The sequence below is a fragment of the Planctomycetota bacterium genome, assembly GCA_016872555.1.
Lineage (GTDB): Bacteria > Planctomycetota > Planctomycetia > Pirellulales > UBA1268 > F1-20-MAGs016.
In genome coordinates, this window is record VGZO01000069.1 from 1 (window position 1) to 14,497 (window position 14,497).

The following is a 14,497-nucleotide window of genomic DNA, read 5'->3' on the forward strand; positions in this document are numbered from 1 at the left end:
GACGGTCGAGGTCCGCGGGGACGGCGACGAGGATACCGCCGAGCACGGCGCGCTCGTCGCCGCCGCCGGGGGCTGAGCCTGACGCCCCCGCCGCGGCCCCGGGCCGCGCGGCGGGGGGCAGGCGCCGATCAGGCACCGCTGACCTCGTCGAGCACCTGCTGGAGCCGGGACTTCTGCTGGACGCCCATCATCTGCTGCACGAGCTGGCCTCCCCGGAAGACCATCAGGGTGGGGATGCTCGACACGTTGTAGGCCATCGCGACCCGCGAGTTCTCGTCGACGTTGACCTTGCCGACCTTCACCTTGCCGGAGTACTCGGCCGACAGCTCGTCGATCGTCGGGCCGATCATCCGGCAGGGGCCGCACCACGGCGCCCAGAAGTCGACGAGCACCGGCACGTCGGAGTCGAGGACCTCGCGCTGGAAATTGTCGTCGGTGAACTCGAGTGTGTGCTGACCCATCGCGGCGAAACTCCTCGGATCGGAAACGGGCGACGCCGGCACGTCCGGCTTCAAGATTACGCAGCGAATCTAGCGGGGTTCGGGGGCGGCGGGCAAGCAGCCGGCAGGTCACGATTCCGCCGGGCACACGCTGGTCACCGCGCGGCCCCGCCGGCCGGGAGCTCGCGGCCGACGCCGAACAGCCCCCGCGACACCATCAGCTCGGCGACCGCGGGCGAGACCAGCTCGCGCCACGACGGATCCCCGGCCGCGATCCGCGCCCGGACTTCGTCGCTCCCGTAGCTCCGCAACGCGTCTTCGGGGCAGTCGAGGGGCTGGATCAGGTCGTTGACGAGGAGGTGCTGGCGGAGGTGCTCGAGATGGGCGGGGAGCGCGACGATGGTGGCCGTGACGACGGCGCCGTCGTCGGCCCCGCGGGCGGGATGGACGTAGAGGCGGAGGCCCTGGGTGAACAGCCGGCCGAAGGCTTCGAGGATCCCGCCCGACAGATCCTCGTAATGCCGCTCGTCGAACAGTTCGCGGAGCAGCGGCACGCCGATCACCATTCCCGCCTGGGTCACCTTGCGGGCGGCGAGGTAGGCGGCGAGCCGGTGGAACGGGCCGAGGTCGCTGACGAGCACCGCCTTGCCGACGGCCGAAAGCAGGTCGATGCGGTCGCACAGGTCGCGGCCGTCGATCGTCCCCTCGCTGCGGAGGTTGTGCATCGTGATTTCCATCACCTCGAGCGCCGGCGTCGCGGTCGTTCCCGGCGGCGCGTCGGCGGCAAACGCCGGCCGCGCCCGGTCGAGGAGCTCGAGGTTCTGCCTGGTCACCGGCGCGAACCGGCCACGTTCGACGAGCACCCGATGGTGCCGGAGCGCCTCGGCGGCGAGCACCGGCGTGCCATGGGCGTCGAACAGCATCGCCGGGGTGTCGCCGATGCGCACCAACTCCAGGGCCAGCAGCCGGTTGTCGGCGTCGGGAAACGCCGGCCCCTCGACCGCCACCCAGTCGATCTCGAGCCGGGCGCGGCCGACATGGTCGAGCAGCGTCCCGAGCATCTTCAGGGGAGCGCCGTGGTGGTTGTAGGCGGCGTGGAGAAGGTTGACGCCGAGCCGGCCGAGCGCGTCCTGCTGGTCGACGGCGGTGGCGTCGAGGAGGCGCGTGTGGAGGAGAATGTCGCTCGGTTCGGCGTTGCAGGCGTGCTGGAAACGGAGCCCGAGCCAGGCGTGGCATTCACCGCTGCCGCCGTAGGCCCTGGCGGCGGCCGAATCGGCGAAGGCGAAGAACCGCGTCCGCGCCCCGCGCGCTGCGCCGAGGCGCTGGATGACCAGCGGATACTCGTGGTCGAGCATCTCGCGGACGCGCTCCAGCGACACGTAGCGCGAAGCCTTGCCGTAGATCGCGTCGCTGACGGTCATGTCGTAGGCCGACATCGTCTTGGCGACCGTTCCCGAGGCGCCCCCCGCGGCGAAGAACCATCGCGCCACCTCCTGACCGGCGCCGATCTCGGCGAACGTGCCGTAGATCGAGCCGTCGAGATTGATCGCCAAGGCGCGCTCGGCGGTCGGATCGAATCCCGGTTTCACGTCACGACTCCGGTCGCTGGATGGGAGAGAATCGTGGGAGGCCGGCGGGCGGGCCGGGCGCCGTCCCGGACGGCCATCGCGATGGCCACCGGCACCGGGTGGATCGTCGGCTCATTAGGATAGTCGTCCCGGCGGCGAATCGGCCCCGGCACCGTGCCCTGCTCCCTCTCCCCTGCCCCACCCCATGGCGCACGAGCCCCACCGCATCCGCCTGTCGGCGGCCTGGGAGCCCCCCGCGGATCCCGCCGGGGGCGACTGGGTGCGCCGGTTCGGGAGGCCGGCGGTGCTCGGTGCGGCGCCGGACGGCTCCCGCGTCGATCTGGTTTGGCTCGGTATCCCGGCCCTGGTGATCGTCAACGGCGTCACGCTCCATACCCCCGAGGCGGTCGCTTCCGGCGTGCCGCGCCGGCACGATGTCAGCCTCTTGCTCCGGGAGCGAAACGAACTGCGCGTGCGGGTCGAGTCGGCCGCCGCGGTGCCGGTGCCCGACCGGCACGGCCGGGTCGATCTGCCGACCGCCATCGGCCGAGTGTGGCTGGAAATCACCGCCGCTGGTCCGCGCGGGACTCCTTGACACCCGGCGCTCCTCGTCGGTACCAAACCCCGAGGTCCGTTCGCGTCTTCCCGCCCGCCGGGGGAGGCGTTTCACCGCGTGGAGGTCAGCGATGTCGGTCATCCGGGTCGGAAGCACGACGAAGTACGCCGAGGGTTGGGGGGCGATTTTCGCCAAGGCCCCCGCCGGCAAGAAGGGGGCGAAGAAAACCCGCGCTGCCAAGAAGGGGGCGAAGAAGGCCGCGGGCAAAGCCGGCAAGGGCGCGCGTCGGAAGTGACGTGAGGCCGTCGGTCGACGTGCGGGCCCGGCTCAGCCCGAGGCGGACCCGCGGCCCAATTCCGCGGCCCGGTCGGTCGCGGCCACGACGGCGTCGACGAGCGCCCCGCGGGTCGCGCGGCGTTCGAGGACCGCCAAACCCGCGATCGTGGTGCCGGCGGGGCTCGTGACCCGGTCGCGGATCACCGCCGGATGTTCCCCCGACTCGGCCACGAGCGCCGCCGTGCCGGCCACCGTGCCGACGGCGAGCTCACGGGCCAGCGCCCGCGGCAGACCGGCCTTCACGCCGCCGTCGATCAGCCCCTCGATGAGGAGCGTGACGAACCCCGGGCCGGACCCCGACAGGCCGGTGACCGCGTCAAGGAGCCGTTCGTCGACGTCGTGGACGCTCCCCACCGTCGTCAGCAATCGCGCGACTTCGGCGGCGGCGGCGGCCGGCACGGAAGCCGATCGGCTCACCGCCGATACCCCCTTGCCGATCAGGCAGGGGGTGTTGGGCATGACGCGGACGATCCGCGATGAACCGAGCCAGGCCGCCAGCGTCGCGATCGGCACACCGGCGACGATCGAGACGACCGTGGCATCGGCCGCGAGGGCGCCGGCCGCCTCCCGGCAGGCGGCTTCGGCGTGCTGCGGCTTGACGGCCAGGAAAACCAGGGGCGCTCCGCGGACGGCGGCGGCGTTGTCGGAGGCGACGCGCACGCCGGGCACACGGGCGGCGAACCGTGCCGTCGCCTCGGGCGCGGGATCGTGGACGGCGATCTCGGCGGCGGCGATCAGCCCAACGCGCCCGAACCCCTCCGCCAGCGCCAGCGCCATCTGGCCGCCACCGACGAAGGCCACGGGGCGGAGCGAACCGGCGCTCATCGGACGACCCCCGCCGTCGCCACGGGGGGCAGGTCGCGTTCGATCGCCGCCTCGTCGTGACGCGACACCCACAGTTGGCTGGCACTGGCGCGCCCGGCCGGAGCCTCGTCGCGGCTGGCGGTCCACATCAGGAGCGTGCCGTCCGGGGAGAACACCGGCAGCACGTCGGCGCCGGGGTGGTCGGTGAGCCGCAGCGGCGGTCCGGCGCGCAGTGGCCCGGTTGGCCCGGCCTCGTAGCGGGCGATCCACAGGTCGTAGTTCGGCCGGGCCGTCGGATCGGAGTGGTCGGCGCCGGTCCAGATCAGCCACGGCTTCCGGGGATGCCAGTAGGGGGCCCAGTGGACGGCGTTGCCGGCCGTCAGCGCGACGTCGTCACTGCCGTCGGCGCGCATCACGTGGATCTGGAGCATGTCCTTCTCGAGGCGGTCGGTGCGGTAGCAGATCCACGTGCCGTCGGGGGAGAAGAACGGTCCGCCGTCGTAGCCCGGCTGGTCGGTGAGCTGCCGGACGTTGCCGCCGTCGGCATCCATCAGGTAGATGTCGGGATCGCCGTCGCGGTCGCTCACGAACACGATCGTCCGGCCGTCGGGCGACAGCGAGCATTCGGCGTCGTACCCTGGCGAGTCGGTGAGGCGCTCGAGTGGGCCGCCGTCACGGGCCGTGCCGAAGATCTCCGAGGCGGGATCGAAGTCCCACTGGTAGCGGCGGCGCCGGCCGGTCCGCGCGTCCTCTTCGGCCTGGCACCGGGCGGCGGCTTCGGTGTCGTCGATCGCCGGATCGAGGTGGCTGGAGGCGAACAGGAGGCGTTCGCCACCGGGGTAGAACCAGCTGCAGGTCGTCCTGCCCCGCCCGGTGCTGACGCGCACCGGCTGCGTCGGCCGCGTTTGTGCCGCGGAGAAGGGCTGCACGTAGATCTGGTAGAAGGGGTAGCCTTCCGGCACGCCCTGGTAGCAGATCGAGCGCATGTCGGGGGAAAAATACCCCTCGCCCGCCTTCGTCAGCCCGGCCGTGATACGGACGGGTGGAGACAGGTAGCGGGCCTCGAGCGGCGACGGCTCGGCAGCGGACGCCGCCGGGCCGCCGGCGCGGATCCCGCCGGCCGCAAGGAGAAGGACGAGGAGGAGAGCCGGCCGCACGGGACCACCGGCGCGGATCGGGAGATTGTCGGAATGGTTCATGGGGCGGAGTATACCGCCGGTGTCGGGACCGGCCCGGCAGCCGTGGGTGGAGCAGGCCAGGGAGTCGGCGACGCATGAAGATCTACACCAAGACCGGCGACGCCGGCGAAACGGGCCTCTTCGGCGGGCCCCGTGTCCGCAAGGATCACGCCCGCATCGAGGCCTTCGGCACCGTCGACGAGCTCAACAGCCACCTCGGCCTGGTCCGCACGATCCCCGGCGCCGCCGACCACGACGGGCTGCTGCGGCGCGTCCAGGCGGAGCTGTTCGACCTCGGCGCCCAGCTCGCGACCCCCGGGGCGGCGACCGAGCGCATCAGCCGCGAGCACGTCGAGGCGCTGGAGCGCGAGATCGACCGCCTCGAGGAGAAGCTCGAGCCGCTGTCGAGTTTCATCCTCCCCACCGGCACGCCGCTGGCCGCGACGATCCACGTCGCCCGCACCGTCTGCCGCCGCGCGGAGCGTCGCGTGGTGACGCTCGCCGCCCAGCCGGGCACGTCGATTCCCGCCAACGCGATCGAATACCTCAACCGGCTCGGCGATCTGCTGTTCGTGATGGGGCGGTTCGCCAACCACGCTGCCGGCGTCGCCGACGATCCCTGGCATCCGGCCACCGGGCCGCGCTGACGCCACCCCGGTGGATGCCTCGACGTGGACGCTGCTCCCGACGGCGCGATTCCGGCGACGGCCCCGGGGCCGGGTTTTCCCCAGCGCGTCGTCGCCGCCGCCGCGGCGGTCCGCGCGCTGCAGGCCGGTCTGGCCGAACAGCGCGCCCAGGGGCGGCCGGCGGTGGCGGCCGCGGCGCTCGCCGCCGAGCGGCTCGATGCGATCGTCACCGGCCTGTGGGAGGCGATCGACACCGATCCCGCCCTGGCCGTCCGATGCCAGGCGACGCTCGTCGCCCAGGGGGGCTACGGGCGCGACGAGATCGTGCCCTGGTCGGACGTCGACCTCCTCATCCTCCACGAGCCCGACGCCGGCGCGGCCGTGGCCGCGGCGACCCGCCGCCTCGTGCAGGATCTGTTCGATGCCGGTCTCCAGGTCGGCCAGGGGGTGCGGACCGTCGCCGAGGCGCGGCGGATGGCCGGCACCGACGCGACGATCTTCACGGCGGCGATCGATGCCCGGCCGCTCGCCGGTCCACCGGAACGGTGCGCCCGCCTCCGCGCCGGCCTGGCGACGATGGCCCGGCGCCGCTGGCGCAGGGTCGGGCGGATGCTGCTCGAGGCCCGCGGTGAGGAACGCGCCAAACACGGCGACACGGTCGCCCTCCTCGAGCCGAACGTGAAGCGTTCGTCGGGAGGGTTGCGCGACGTGCAGCTGGTCGGCTGGCTCGGCTTCATCCTCCACGGCACCAGCCGCCTCGACGACCTCACGGCCGTCGGGTTCCTGACGCCGCGCGACGCGGCGGTGGTCCGTGAGGCCAACGAATTCCTCCTCGGCCTGCGGATCGATCTCCACCTCGCCGCCGGGCGCAACGCCGACGAGCTCTCGCGCGACGACCAGCTCCGGGTCGCGGCGGCCCGTGGCATCGCCGATCGCGACGGCGAGCTGGGAGTGGAGCGCTTCATGCGCGACTACTTCCGCCACACCCGCGGCGTCGCCCGGATCGTCGCCGCGATCGCCGCGCGGTTCGACCGCCCCGGCGTCGCGGTCCGGGCGGTGAGCGGGGTCCTCGGGCACCGCGTCGACCGGTCGTTCCGCGTCGGGCCGCTCGACGTCGGTCTCCTGCCCGACGCCCGCGGTGCCGTGGGGGATCCGGCCACCGTCTGCCGGCTGGTCGAGCTGGCCACGATCTACCAGCTTCCGATCGAGCCGGCCACGTGGGAGGTGGTGCGGACGGCGGCCGCGCCGCCGACGGGTGGCTCCGCGACCACAGACCCGCTCGACCCCGCGACGCGCGAGCGCTTCCTCGCCCTGTTCGCCACCCCGGCCGGGCTGGCGACGGCCCTCCGCCGCCTCCACGACGTGGCCCTGCTCGAGCGGATCGTCCCTGCCGTCGCCCACGCCCGCGACCTGCTGCAGTTCAACAACTATCACAAGTACACCGTCGACGAGCATTCGATCCGCGCCGTCGAGGAGGCGGTCCGGTTCGGGACCGGGCCGGGCTGGCTCGGCGAGGTGTGGCGCGGGATCGGCCGGCCGCGGCCGCTGCTGATGGCGTTGTTGCTCCACGACCTCGGCAAGGGCTTCGTCGAGGACCATTCCGAGGTCGGCGCCCGGCTCGCCGCCGAGTCGGCGCGGCGCCTCGCGCTGCCCGACGACGAGGCGCGGGTCGTGGAGTTCCTCGTCCGCCGGCATCTGGCGATGGCCCACCTCGCCTTCCGCCGCGATTCCGCCGACCCGGGGCTCGTCGTCGCCTTCGCCCGCGACGTCGGCTCGCCGGAGGTGCTGCGGATGCTGACGCTCCTCACCGCCGCCGACGTCGCCGCCGTCGGCCCCGGCACCTGGACGCGCTGGAAGGCCGATCTCCTCGGCGACCTGTACCACCGCACGCTCGCGTACCTCGACGGCGAGGTGCCCAGCCGCGGCGCGGAACGCCACCGCCATAAGCTCGACGCGCTGCTCGCCGGCGGCGGGCACGACGCCCGCGTCGCGGCGCTCGCCCGTGACCTGCCGCTCGCCTACCTCCGCGACACGCCCCCCGAGCGGATCCTCCGCGAGCTCGACCAGCTCGTCCGGCTCCCGGCCCAGGGGATCCACGTCCAGCAGGAATGGGACGCCGCCACCGCGACGCTGTCGATCACCGTGGCGACGCGCGAGGATGTCGCCCCGGGGGTCTTCCACCGCCTCACCGGAGCACTGACCAGCCAGCGCCTCGAGATCCTCGCCGCCGCGATCCACACCCTCCCCGGCGGCCACGTCGTCGACCGGTTCGTGGTCCACGACCCCGACCAGGCCGGTGAGCCGCCGCGCGACCGGCTCGCCGAGATCGCCGCGGCGCTGCGCCAGGCGCTCCGCGCCGACGTCGCGCCGGCATTCGCGCGGATCTGGAATCCGTTCGCGCCGCGCCCTGCCGCGGGCCTGCCGGTGCGGGTGGTGGTCGACACGGGCAGTTCGGCGGAGTCGACGATCGTCGAGGTCTTCGCCAACGATCGCCCCGGCCTGCTCTACGAGGTCGCGCGCGCCCTGTTCACCGCCGGGCTGTCGGTGAAGTCGGCGAAGATCGGCACGGTGCTCGACCAGGTGGTCGACGCCTTCCACGTGGTCGAAGCCGACGGCGCGAAGCCGACCGATCCGGAGCGCCTCGAAGCCCTGCGCCGCGCGGTCGAACAGGCAGCCAGCCCGGTCGTGCGGCCGTGATCGTCGCTGGCCTCGGTCCGCGCCAGGGGCGTGCCCTCAGCCCGCCGGCGGGCGCTCGAGAAACGCCAGCAGCAGCGGTTGGATCTGGCCGTCGAGCACGTCCTTGAGCCGCGACAGCGTCACGCCCGTGCGCGGGTCGCGGACGTCGGGGTTGTCGCCGAGCCACCAGCGCCGCACGATCGCCGCCGGCCGGGCCGCGGCGCCGGCCTGACGGGCGATCTCCGCGGCGAGCAGCTCGCGCGCGTGTCCCTCGGCATGGGCCCGTGGATGGCGGCTGTGGATCACGACGGCCTGCCCCGAGCGGCGCTGGCTGGCGCGGATCCGGCACGACGGGCCGGAGGCGTCGCGCGACGTGTCGAGGACCTCGGTGACGACGTCGTCGATTTCGGCCACCACCGGCATCACCGTCACCTTGACCAGCCGGTCGGTGCTGCGCCCGTCGGCGAACTCGTGGAATCCGTCCTCGGCCTCGAGCATCCCGGCGGCTGCGGCACCGGCGAACTGAAGAACGACCTGGGCCGCCGGGCCACCGGCAGGAGCCCCCCCTTCCTCCTCGTGGATCGTGACGACGTCGTAGCCGAGCCGGCGCGCCCAGGCGGAATGGCAGGTGACGAGGGAGTCGAGGTGGGGGCGGCCCGCGGGGTCGCGCGTCTCGTAGACGACCAGCGCGTCGCGGCGCCGCAGCGGCGCGTCGCAGAGCACGGCGAACCGGAGCAGCGCGGCCTGGCGCTGGCAGAGGTCGATCTCGCGGGCCAGCGCCGCGCCCCGCTGGGCGGCCCCGCGCCGGTCGATCCGCCCGACGACCTCAACGAGCCTGCTCGCCTCAACGCCGGCAGCGGCGAGGGCCTCCGCAACGCGCTCGAGGCGGTACAGTTCGGCGAGTTGCTCGCGGGCCGCGGCGGGGTTGTCCCAGAAGGTGCCGGCGCCGGTGGCCGCGACGATCGCCGAGCGGCGCCCGTCGACGTCGCGCGCGGCTGCGGCGGCCAACGCCTCGTCCATCGCCGCCCGCAGCTCGGCCGCCCAGTCACGGAGGGCGTCGGGGGTGGCGGCCCGGACCCGCCCGTCCCCCGGAGCGGCGACCCGCGGCACGGGAAGATCGTCCTGGCGGCGGGTGCGGTCGTCGTGGATCGCGTCGACGCGGACCCGGTCCCCCTGCGGCCGGAGGTGGAGCAGCGCCGGCAAACGGTCGCCCCCCGTCTCGGCAAGGACATGGGCGAGCGGGCCGACGACGAGGCGCTCGACGGCGCGCTTCAGCGGCCGGGCCCCCATCCGCGGGTCGTAGCCGGCGTCGGCGAGGAGATCGACCAGGCCGCGGTCGATATCGACCTGGAGGCGGCGGCGGACGATCCCGCTGCGGAGCAGCACCTGCCCGAGCTCGCGCTGCGCGATCGTCCGGACGTCGTCCTTGGAAAGCGGCTCGAAGATCACGATCCGGCCGATGCGGTTGACCAGCTCCGGCCGGAAAAACCCCTGGACGGCGCCGCGGACGACCTCCTCGGTCGAAGGCACGGCGCCGGGGCGGAAGCCGAATTCCGCCGGCGGGGGCGCGCCCGCGCCGAGATTGCTCGTGAGGATGATCACCGACTGGGTGAAGTTGACCGTCTCGCCGGTGGCGCGCGACAGCCGCCCGGCGTCGAACAACTGGAGCAGGAGATCGAACACGGTGTCGTGCGCCTTCTCGATCTCGTCGAGGAGCACGACCGAGAACGGCCGCTGGGCGACGCGGTCGAGCAGACCGTGCGACGGCAGCGCCGCCTCCCCGGCGAGCGCCGAGCCGAGCAGCGTGGGCACAGCGTCGGCGCGGGCGAATTCCGACATGTCGAGGCGGATCAGCCGGTCGGCGTGGCCGAAGACGAACTCGGCGAGTGTCCGCGCCAGTTCCGTCTTGCCGACACCGGTCGGCCCGACGAACAGCAGCACGCCGGCGGGGCGGGCCGGGTCGGAGAGACCCGCCTTGATCGTGGCCACGAGGTCGACGACGGTGTCGAGGGCCTGCCGTTGCCCGACGATCCGGTTCTCGAAGAACTGGCGCACGTCGGCCATCACCAGCGGCAGGGAATCGTCGAGCATCACTCGCGGCGCGCCGGTGAGGTGCACCAGCGCCTCGACGACCGCCGTCGGCGGGATCGCGACCTCCGTCGCCGTGGCGTCGGCGGTGCGGGCCCGGCCGACGAGGCCCGCCAGCCTGTCCTCCTCGAGGACGGCCTCGATCAGTCGGGCAGCACCGGCCGGCGGGCACTGTGCCGGGAAGAAGGCCTGGCCGAGCTGCGCGCAGCGCTCGACCGCGGCCGGCTGCCACGACAGCGTCGCGCCCTCGGGAACCCGGGCGCGGCCGAGCCGTTCGCCGGCGAGCGCGGCGACGACGCGCGGGACCACGTCGGCGGCGAGCGGCTCGACGCGGATCTGGTCGAACAGGCGCCCGAACCGGGGATGCCTGGCGAACCCGGACTCGAAGATCTCGGGGGTCGCCTCGCCGAACACGATCGCCCGGCCGCGCTCGATCGCGGTGGCCATGAAGTCGAGGACACTCGTGTCGCCGCCGCTCGACCGGCCGGTCTTGAGCCCCTTCACCAGGTCCGTCATCCAGATCGCCACCCGCCGCCGCCGTTCGCCCGCTTTGAGCAATTCCTCGACATGCCCCTGCCACTCGCCGATGTAGTGGTGGCCGGCGATCAGCCCGTCGGCGGAGGTCTGGACCACGCGCCAGGCGGTGGCGGCGGGTCGGGCCGCCAAGTCTTGGACCGCGGCGCGGAGCAGCGCCGTCTTGCCGACACCGGAGCGGCCGACGACGACGAACGACCGACCGGTCGACTCGATTTGCTTGCGGATCCGCGCCAGCTCCGCGTCGCGCGCGAAGACGCCGTCGATCCGGTGGCGACCCGACCAGACCTCACCAAATTGCTCGAGCGCCTTCGACCGCTTGTCGGCGTTCCCGCCGTCGTCGGCTCCGTCGTCGCTCGCTTTTCGCCGGCGCTGGTTCCGCTCGTCGTCGCTCATCCCTGCCCTGTCACGGGGTCGGTCCGGGTGGCGCGGCCCGGGAAGCCGGGTAGTCTACCGCCCCGTACGCCGGGGGCCGGTGCGGCTCGCCCGGCGGGCAATAGCAGAGGAGCCGCGACGATGACGCGATCAGCGACGGCACTGGCGGGGATGGTGCTGCTGGTGGTGGTTGGGGGCACGGCACACTCGCAGGACGCCGGCCCGATGCCGGCAGCCGATCGGGCGCGGACGCCGCAGGCCAAATCGGCCGCCGAGTGGCGCGCGGCGGTTCCCGACATCCGCCGGCGGATGGAGCTGGTGATGGGCCCGCTCCCCGGCGCTGAAAAGCGCGTCCCGCTCGACGTCGAGACCGTCTCGGAGGAGCGCGGCGACGTCTTCCTGCGCCGCAAGCTCCGCTACACGCCCGAGCCGGGCGACCGGGTGCCGGCGTGGCTGCTCGTGCCGCACGCTGCGTCGCGCGCCGCTCCCGCCGCCGCGGTCCTCTGCCTCCACCAGACCAACTCGGTCGGCAAAGACGAGCCGGCCGGCCTCGGTGGGCTCGAAAACCTTCACTACGCCCGCGAGCTCGCCGAGCGCGGCATCGTCTGCCTCGTGCCCGACTATCCGTCGTTCGGCGAATACCCCTATGACTTCAAGGCTCCGGCCCACGGACATGCCAGCGGGAGCATCAAGGCGGTCTGGAACAACCTCCGCGCGGTCGATCTACTCGTCGCGCTGCCAGAGATCGACCCCGCCCGGATCGGCGTGATCGGCCATTCACTCGGTGGCCACAATGCCCTGTTCACCGCCGCGTTCGACGAGCGGATCGTGGCGGTCGTCACGAGCTGTGGCTTCACGCCGTTTCCCGACTACTACGGCGGCGCCGTGAAGGGCTGGACGAGCGACCGCTACATGCCGCGGATCCGCGACACCTACGGCCTCGACGCGGCGCGGATCCCGTTCGACTTCCCGGAGCTCGTCGCCGGTCTCGCGCCGCGGGCGCTGTTCTCCAATTCCCCGGTCGGCGACGACAACTTCGCCGTCGGCGGCGTCGGCCGGGCGTTCGCCGAGGCACTTCCCGTCCACCGGCTGTTCGACGGTGAGCCGGGCGTGGCACCGGTCGCCGAGCGCCTCGTCCTCGAGACCCCGACCTGCGGCCACGACTTTCCCCCGGTCGTCCGCCGCCGCGCTTACGAGTGGCTCGAGCGCCGCCTGGCACCGCGCTGAGCGGCTCTGGCCCCACCCTCGACACCATCCACCCCCCGGTTGGCCAGCGGAAAACCGTGCGAGTGGACATTTTCCGACAATCCGTGGATCCTCTTTTCCATTCGGCTGATCGGGCGGTCCATGCCCCCGCTCCGGCGCCCGCACGCCCCCTCGCGGAACGTCTCCCCATGCTTCGTGTCGCCCGCTGTTGGTCGATCCTCCTCCTCTGGCCAGTCGCGCTTGCGATCCTCGGCGCACCGCTTTCGCGCGGCGACGAGGCCGCGACCGACTCGGGGACGGCCGCCCCCTCGCATGCCGGCGCGGACTCGGCCGAGCACCTCAAGCTGCTCGTCCGGCCGCTCACCAAGGAGGAGCTCGAGGAAGCCGCCGGTGTGTGGCGCGACCGGCTCAAGCAGAAGGTCGCCGAGATCAGCGCCTTGAGTCTGTCCAACAAGCAGGCCAATGCCGACGCCACCGAAGCCGCCAAGGAGGCCCCGTCGGAGGCCGCCGAGGTGCGCGAAAAGGTGCAGGAGAAGGTCCAGGAGGATGCCGAGACGATCGCCAAGCTCCAAGAGGAGCGCACGCTACTCGGCGACCAGCTCCGCGTCGTCCTCGACGAATAGGAGAAGAAGGGGGGCGATCCGGCCGAGTTCCGCCTCTACGCCACCGCCGTCAGCGGCGCTCGAGATCAACGTCAATCCGATCCTCGCCCTGATCGGCGGAGCCGCGTTCGTCATCGGGCTGGCGCTGCAGGGCACGCTCGCCAACTTCGCCCACGGGCTGCTGATCCTCGCCTACCGCCCCTACGACGTCGGCGACGTGATCGACGCGGGCGGCGTGAGCGGGATCGTCGACTCGATGAACATGCTGGCGACGAAGATCCGCACGTTCGACAACAAGATCATGATCGTCCCCAACAGCAAGATCGGCGGCGACACGATCACCAACGCCTCCGCCAGCGACACGCGTCGCGTCGATCTCACTTTCGGCATCGGCTACGGCGACGACACCGACAAGGCCCAGGCGATCCTCGAGCGGATCCTCGCCGAGCACCCGCTGATCCTCAAGGACCCGGCGCCGGTCGTGAAGCTCCACCAGCTCGCCGATTCGGCGGTCAATTTCGTCGTCCGGCCGTGGACCAAGGGGGGCGACTACTGGACCGTCTACTGGGACGTGACCGCGGCGGTGAAGCGCGAGCTCGACCGCCAGGGGATCTCGATCCCGTTCCCCCAGCACGACATCCACATCCACCAGGTCAAGGCCTGACGCGGCCCGCCGGCTCAGCCGGCGCCGTGCTTGGTGAACCAGGCGCGGAGCCGCTTCCAGCCGTCGTCGGCCTGCTCCTGGCGGTACGTCGGCCGGTAGTCGGCGTGGAAGCCGTGCGGCGTGTCGGGGTAGAGGACGATCTCGTGCCCCTTCCCGGTCGCCGCCAGCGCTTCGCGCATCCGCTCGACCGAGTCGTTGGGGATCCCGCCGTCGGCGCCGCCATACAGCCCGAGGACCGGGGCGTGGAGCTTGGCGGCGACGTCGATCGGGTTGACCGGATGCAGGTCGTCGGGGGGTGACACGAGCCGGCCGTACCAGGCGACGCCCGCCTTGAGCTGCGGATTGTGCGCGGCGTAGAGCCACACGATCCGGCCGCCCCAGCAGAAGCCGGTGATCGCCAGTCGCGCGGTGTCTCCCTTCCCCTCGGCGCCGGCCCACTTCACCGCCGCGTCGAGGTCGGCCATCACCTGGCTGTCGGGGACCTTCGACACGATCGGCCGGATCGCGCCGATGTCGGCGAGCTTCGAGACGTCTCCCTGGCGCACGTAGAGCTCGGGCGCGATCGCCAGATAGCCGAGCTTCGCAAAGCGCCGGCAGACGTCGCGGATGTGCTCGTGGACGCCGAAGATCTCCTGGACGACGAGCACGACCGGAAACGGCCCGCCGGTCGTCGGGCTCGCGCGGTAGGCGGGGATCGTGCCGTCGGCGACGGGGATCTGGACGACATCGGCGACGAGGCCGTCGGTGTCGGTGGTGATCGTCTGGGCGCCGATCGGCTGGACGGCCAGCGCGAACCCGGCGGCGAGCGTGGTCACGGCCCCGCGGCGGCTGAGCGACGAATCGG

Annotated in this window: 11 protein-coding genes; 5 read left to right on the top strand and 6 right to left on the bottom strand. The window is 72.9% G+C overall.

What is annotated here, in order from left to right:
* Positions 1-128: 128 nt before the first annotated feature.
* Entirely contained in the window at positions 129-461 is a 333-nt protein-coding gene (trxA, locus tag FJ309_15735) for a thioredoxin (protein MBM3956033.1), read from the bottom strand.
* Positions 462-595: 134 nt separating this feature from the next.
* Complete coding sequence (locus FJ309_15740; protein MBM3956034.1) at positions 596-2,029, bottom strand: TonB-dependent receptor; 1,434 nt, start codon at positions 2,027-2,029, stop codon at positions 596-598.
* A gap of 184 nt (positions 2,030-2,213) precedes the next feature.
* Between FJ309_15740 and FJ309_15745 the strand changes: the two genes are divergently transcribed.
* The gene (locus FJ309_15745) at positions 2,214-2,603 is read left to right on the top strand and encodes a hypothetical protein (protein MBM3956035.1); all 390 of its coding nucleotides are present in this window, start codon (positions 2,214-2,216) and stop codon (positions 2,601-2,603) included.
* Between the two features lie 288 nt (positions 2,604-2,891).
* On the opposite strand, the gene proC is transcribed toward FJ309_15745, so the two are convergent.
* Both proC and FJ309_15755 read right to left on the bottom strand, forming a co-directional pair.
* Complete coding sequence (proC, locus tag FJ309_15750; GenBank protein ID MBM3956036.1) at positions 2,892-3,725, bottom strand: pyrroline-5-carboxylate reductase; 834 nt, start codon at positions 3,723-3,725, stop codon at positions 2,892-2,894.
* Positions 3,722-4,903 (bottom strand): biopolymer transporter Tol, encoded by a 1,182-nt coding sequence (locus FJ309_15755; protein ID MBM3956037.1) that lies wholly within the window; start codon positions 4,901-4,903, stop codon positions 3,722-3,724. The genes proC and FJ309_15755 overlap by 4 nt, the downstream gene beginning before the upstream one ends.
* A gap of 74 nt (positions 4,904-4,977) precedes the next feature.
* Between FJ309_15755 and FJ309_15760 the strand changes: the two genes are divergently transcribed.
* Positions 4,978-5,529, top strand: coding sequence for a cob(I)yrinic acid a,c-diamide adenosyltransferase (locus tag FJ309_15760; GenBank protein ID MBM3956038.1), 552 nt, complete (start codon positions 4,978-4,980; stop codon positions 5,527-5,529).
* Positions 5,530-5,553: 24 nt separating this feature from the next.
* Positions 5,554-8,205, top strand: a complete 2,652-nt coding sequence (glnD, locus tag FJ309_15765; GenBank protein ID MBM3956039.1) for a [protein-PII] uridylyltransferase — start codon at positions 5,554-5,556, stop codon at positions 8,203-8,205.
* 36 nt (positions 8,206-8,241) lie between these two features.
* Here glnD and FJ309_15770 read toward each other — a convergent pair whose 3' ends face one another.
* Positions 8,242-11,202, bottom strand: a complete 2,961-nt coding sequence (locus FJ309_15770) for an AAA family ATPase (protein MBM3956040.1) — start codon at positions 11,200-11,202, stop codon at positions 8,242-8,244.
* A 120-nt stretch (positions 11,203-11,322) separates the two neighbouring features.
* Between FJ309_15770 and FJ309_15775 the strand changes: the two genes are divergently transcribed.
* Both FJ309_15775 and FJ309_15780 read left to right on the top strand, forming a co-directional pair.
* Complete coding sequence (locus FJ309_15775) at positions 11,323-12,408, top strand: alpha/beta fold hydrolase (GenBank protein MBM3956041.1); 1,086 nt, start codon at positions 11,323-11,325, stop codon at positions 12,406-12,408.
* Between the two features lie 441 nt (positions 12,409-12,849).
* A complete protein-coding gene (locus FJ309_15780) occupies positions 12,850-13,653 on the top strand; it encodes a mechanosensitive ion channel (GenBank protein ID MBM3956042.1) in 804 nt (267 codons plus the stop codon).
* Between the two features lie 14 nt (positions 13,654-13,667).
* On the opposite strand, the gene FJ309_15785 is transcribed toward FJ309_15780, so the two are convergent.
* Positions 13,668-14,468: a dienelactone hydrolase family protein gene (locus tag FJ309_15785; protein MBM3956043.1), complete on the bottom strand. Its 801-nt coding sequence runs from the start codon at positions 14,466-14,468 to the stop codon at positions 13,668-13,670.
* Positions 14,469-14,497: the final 29 nt, after the last annotated feature.

Coding starts and splice junctions, on each gene's coding strand:
- FJ309_15755 (MBM3956037.1), bottom strand. CDS start 4,903: ATGAACCATTCCGACAATCTCCCGATCCGCGCCGGTGGTCCCGTGCGG.
- FJ309_15775 (MBM3956041.1), top strand. CDS start 11,323: ATGACGCGATCAGCGACGGCACTGGCGGGGATGGTGCTGCTGGTGGTG.
- proC (MBM3956036.1), bottom strand. CDS start 3,725: ATGAGCGCCGGTTCGCTCCGCCCCGTGGCCTTCGTCGGTGGCGGCCAG.
- FJ309_15770 (MBM3956040.1), bottom strand. CDS start 11,202: ATGAGCGACGACGAGCGGAACCAGCGCCGGCGAAAAGCGAGCGACGAC.
- trxA (MBM3956033.1), bottom strand. CDS start 461: ATGGGTCAGCACACACTCGAGTTCACCGACGACAATTTCCAGCGCGAG.
- FJ309_15780 (MBM3956042.1), top strand. CDS start 12,850: ATGCCGACGCCACCGAAGCCGCCAAGGAGGCCCCGTCGGAGGCCGCCG.
- FJ309_15745 (MBM3956035.1), top strand. CDS start 2,214: ATGGCGCACGAGCCCCACCGCATCCGCCTGTCGGCGGCCTGGGAGCCC.
- FJ309_15760 (MBM3956038.1), top strand. CDS start 4,978: ATGAAGATCTACACCAAGACCGGCGACGCCGGCGAAACGGGCCTCTTC.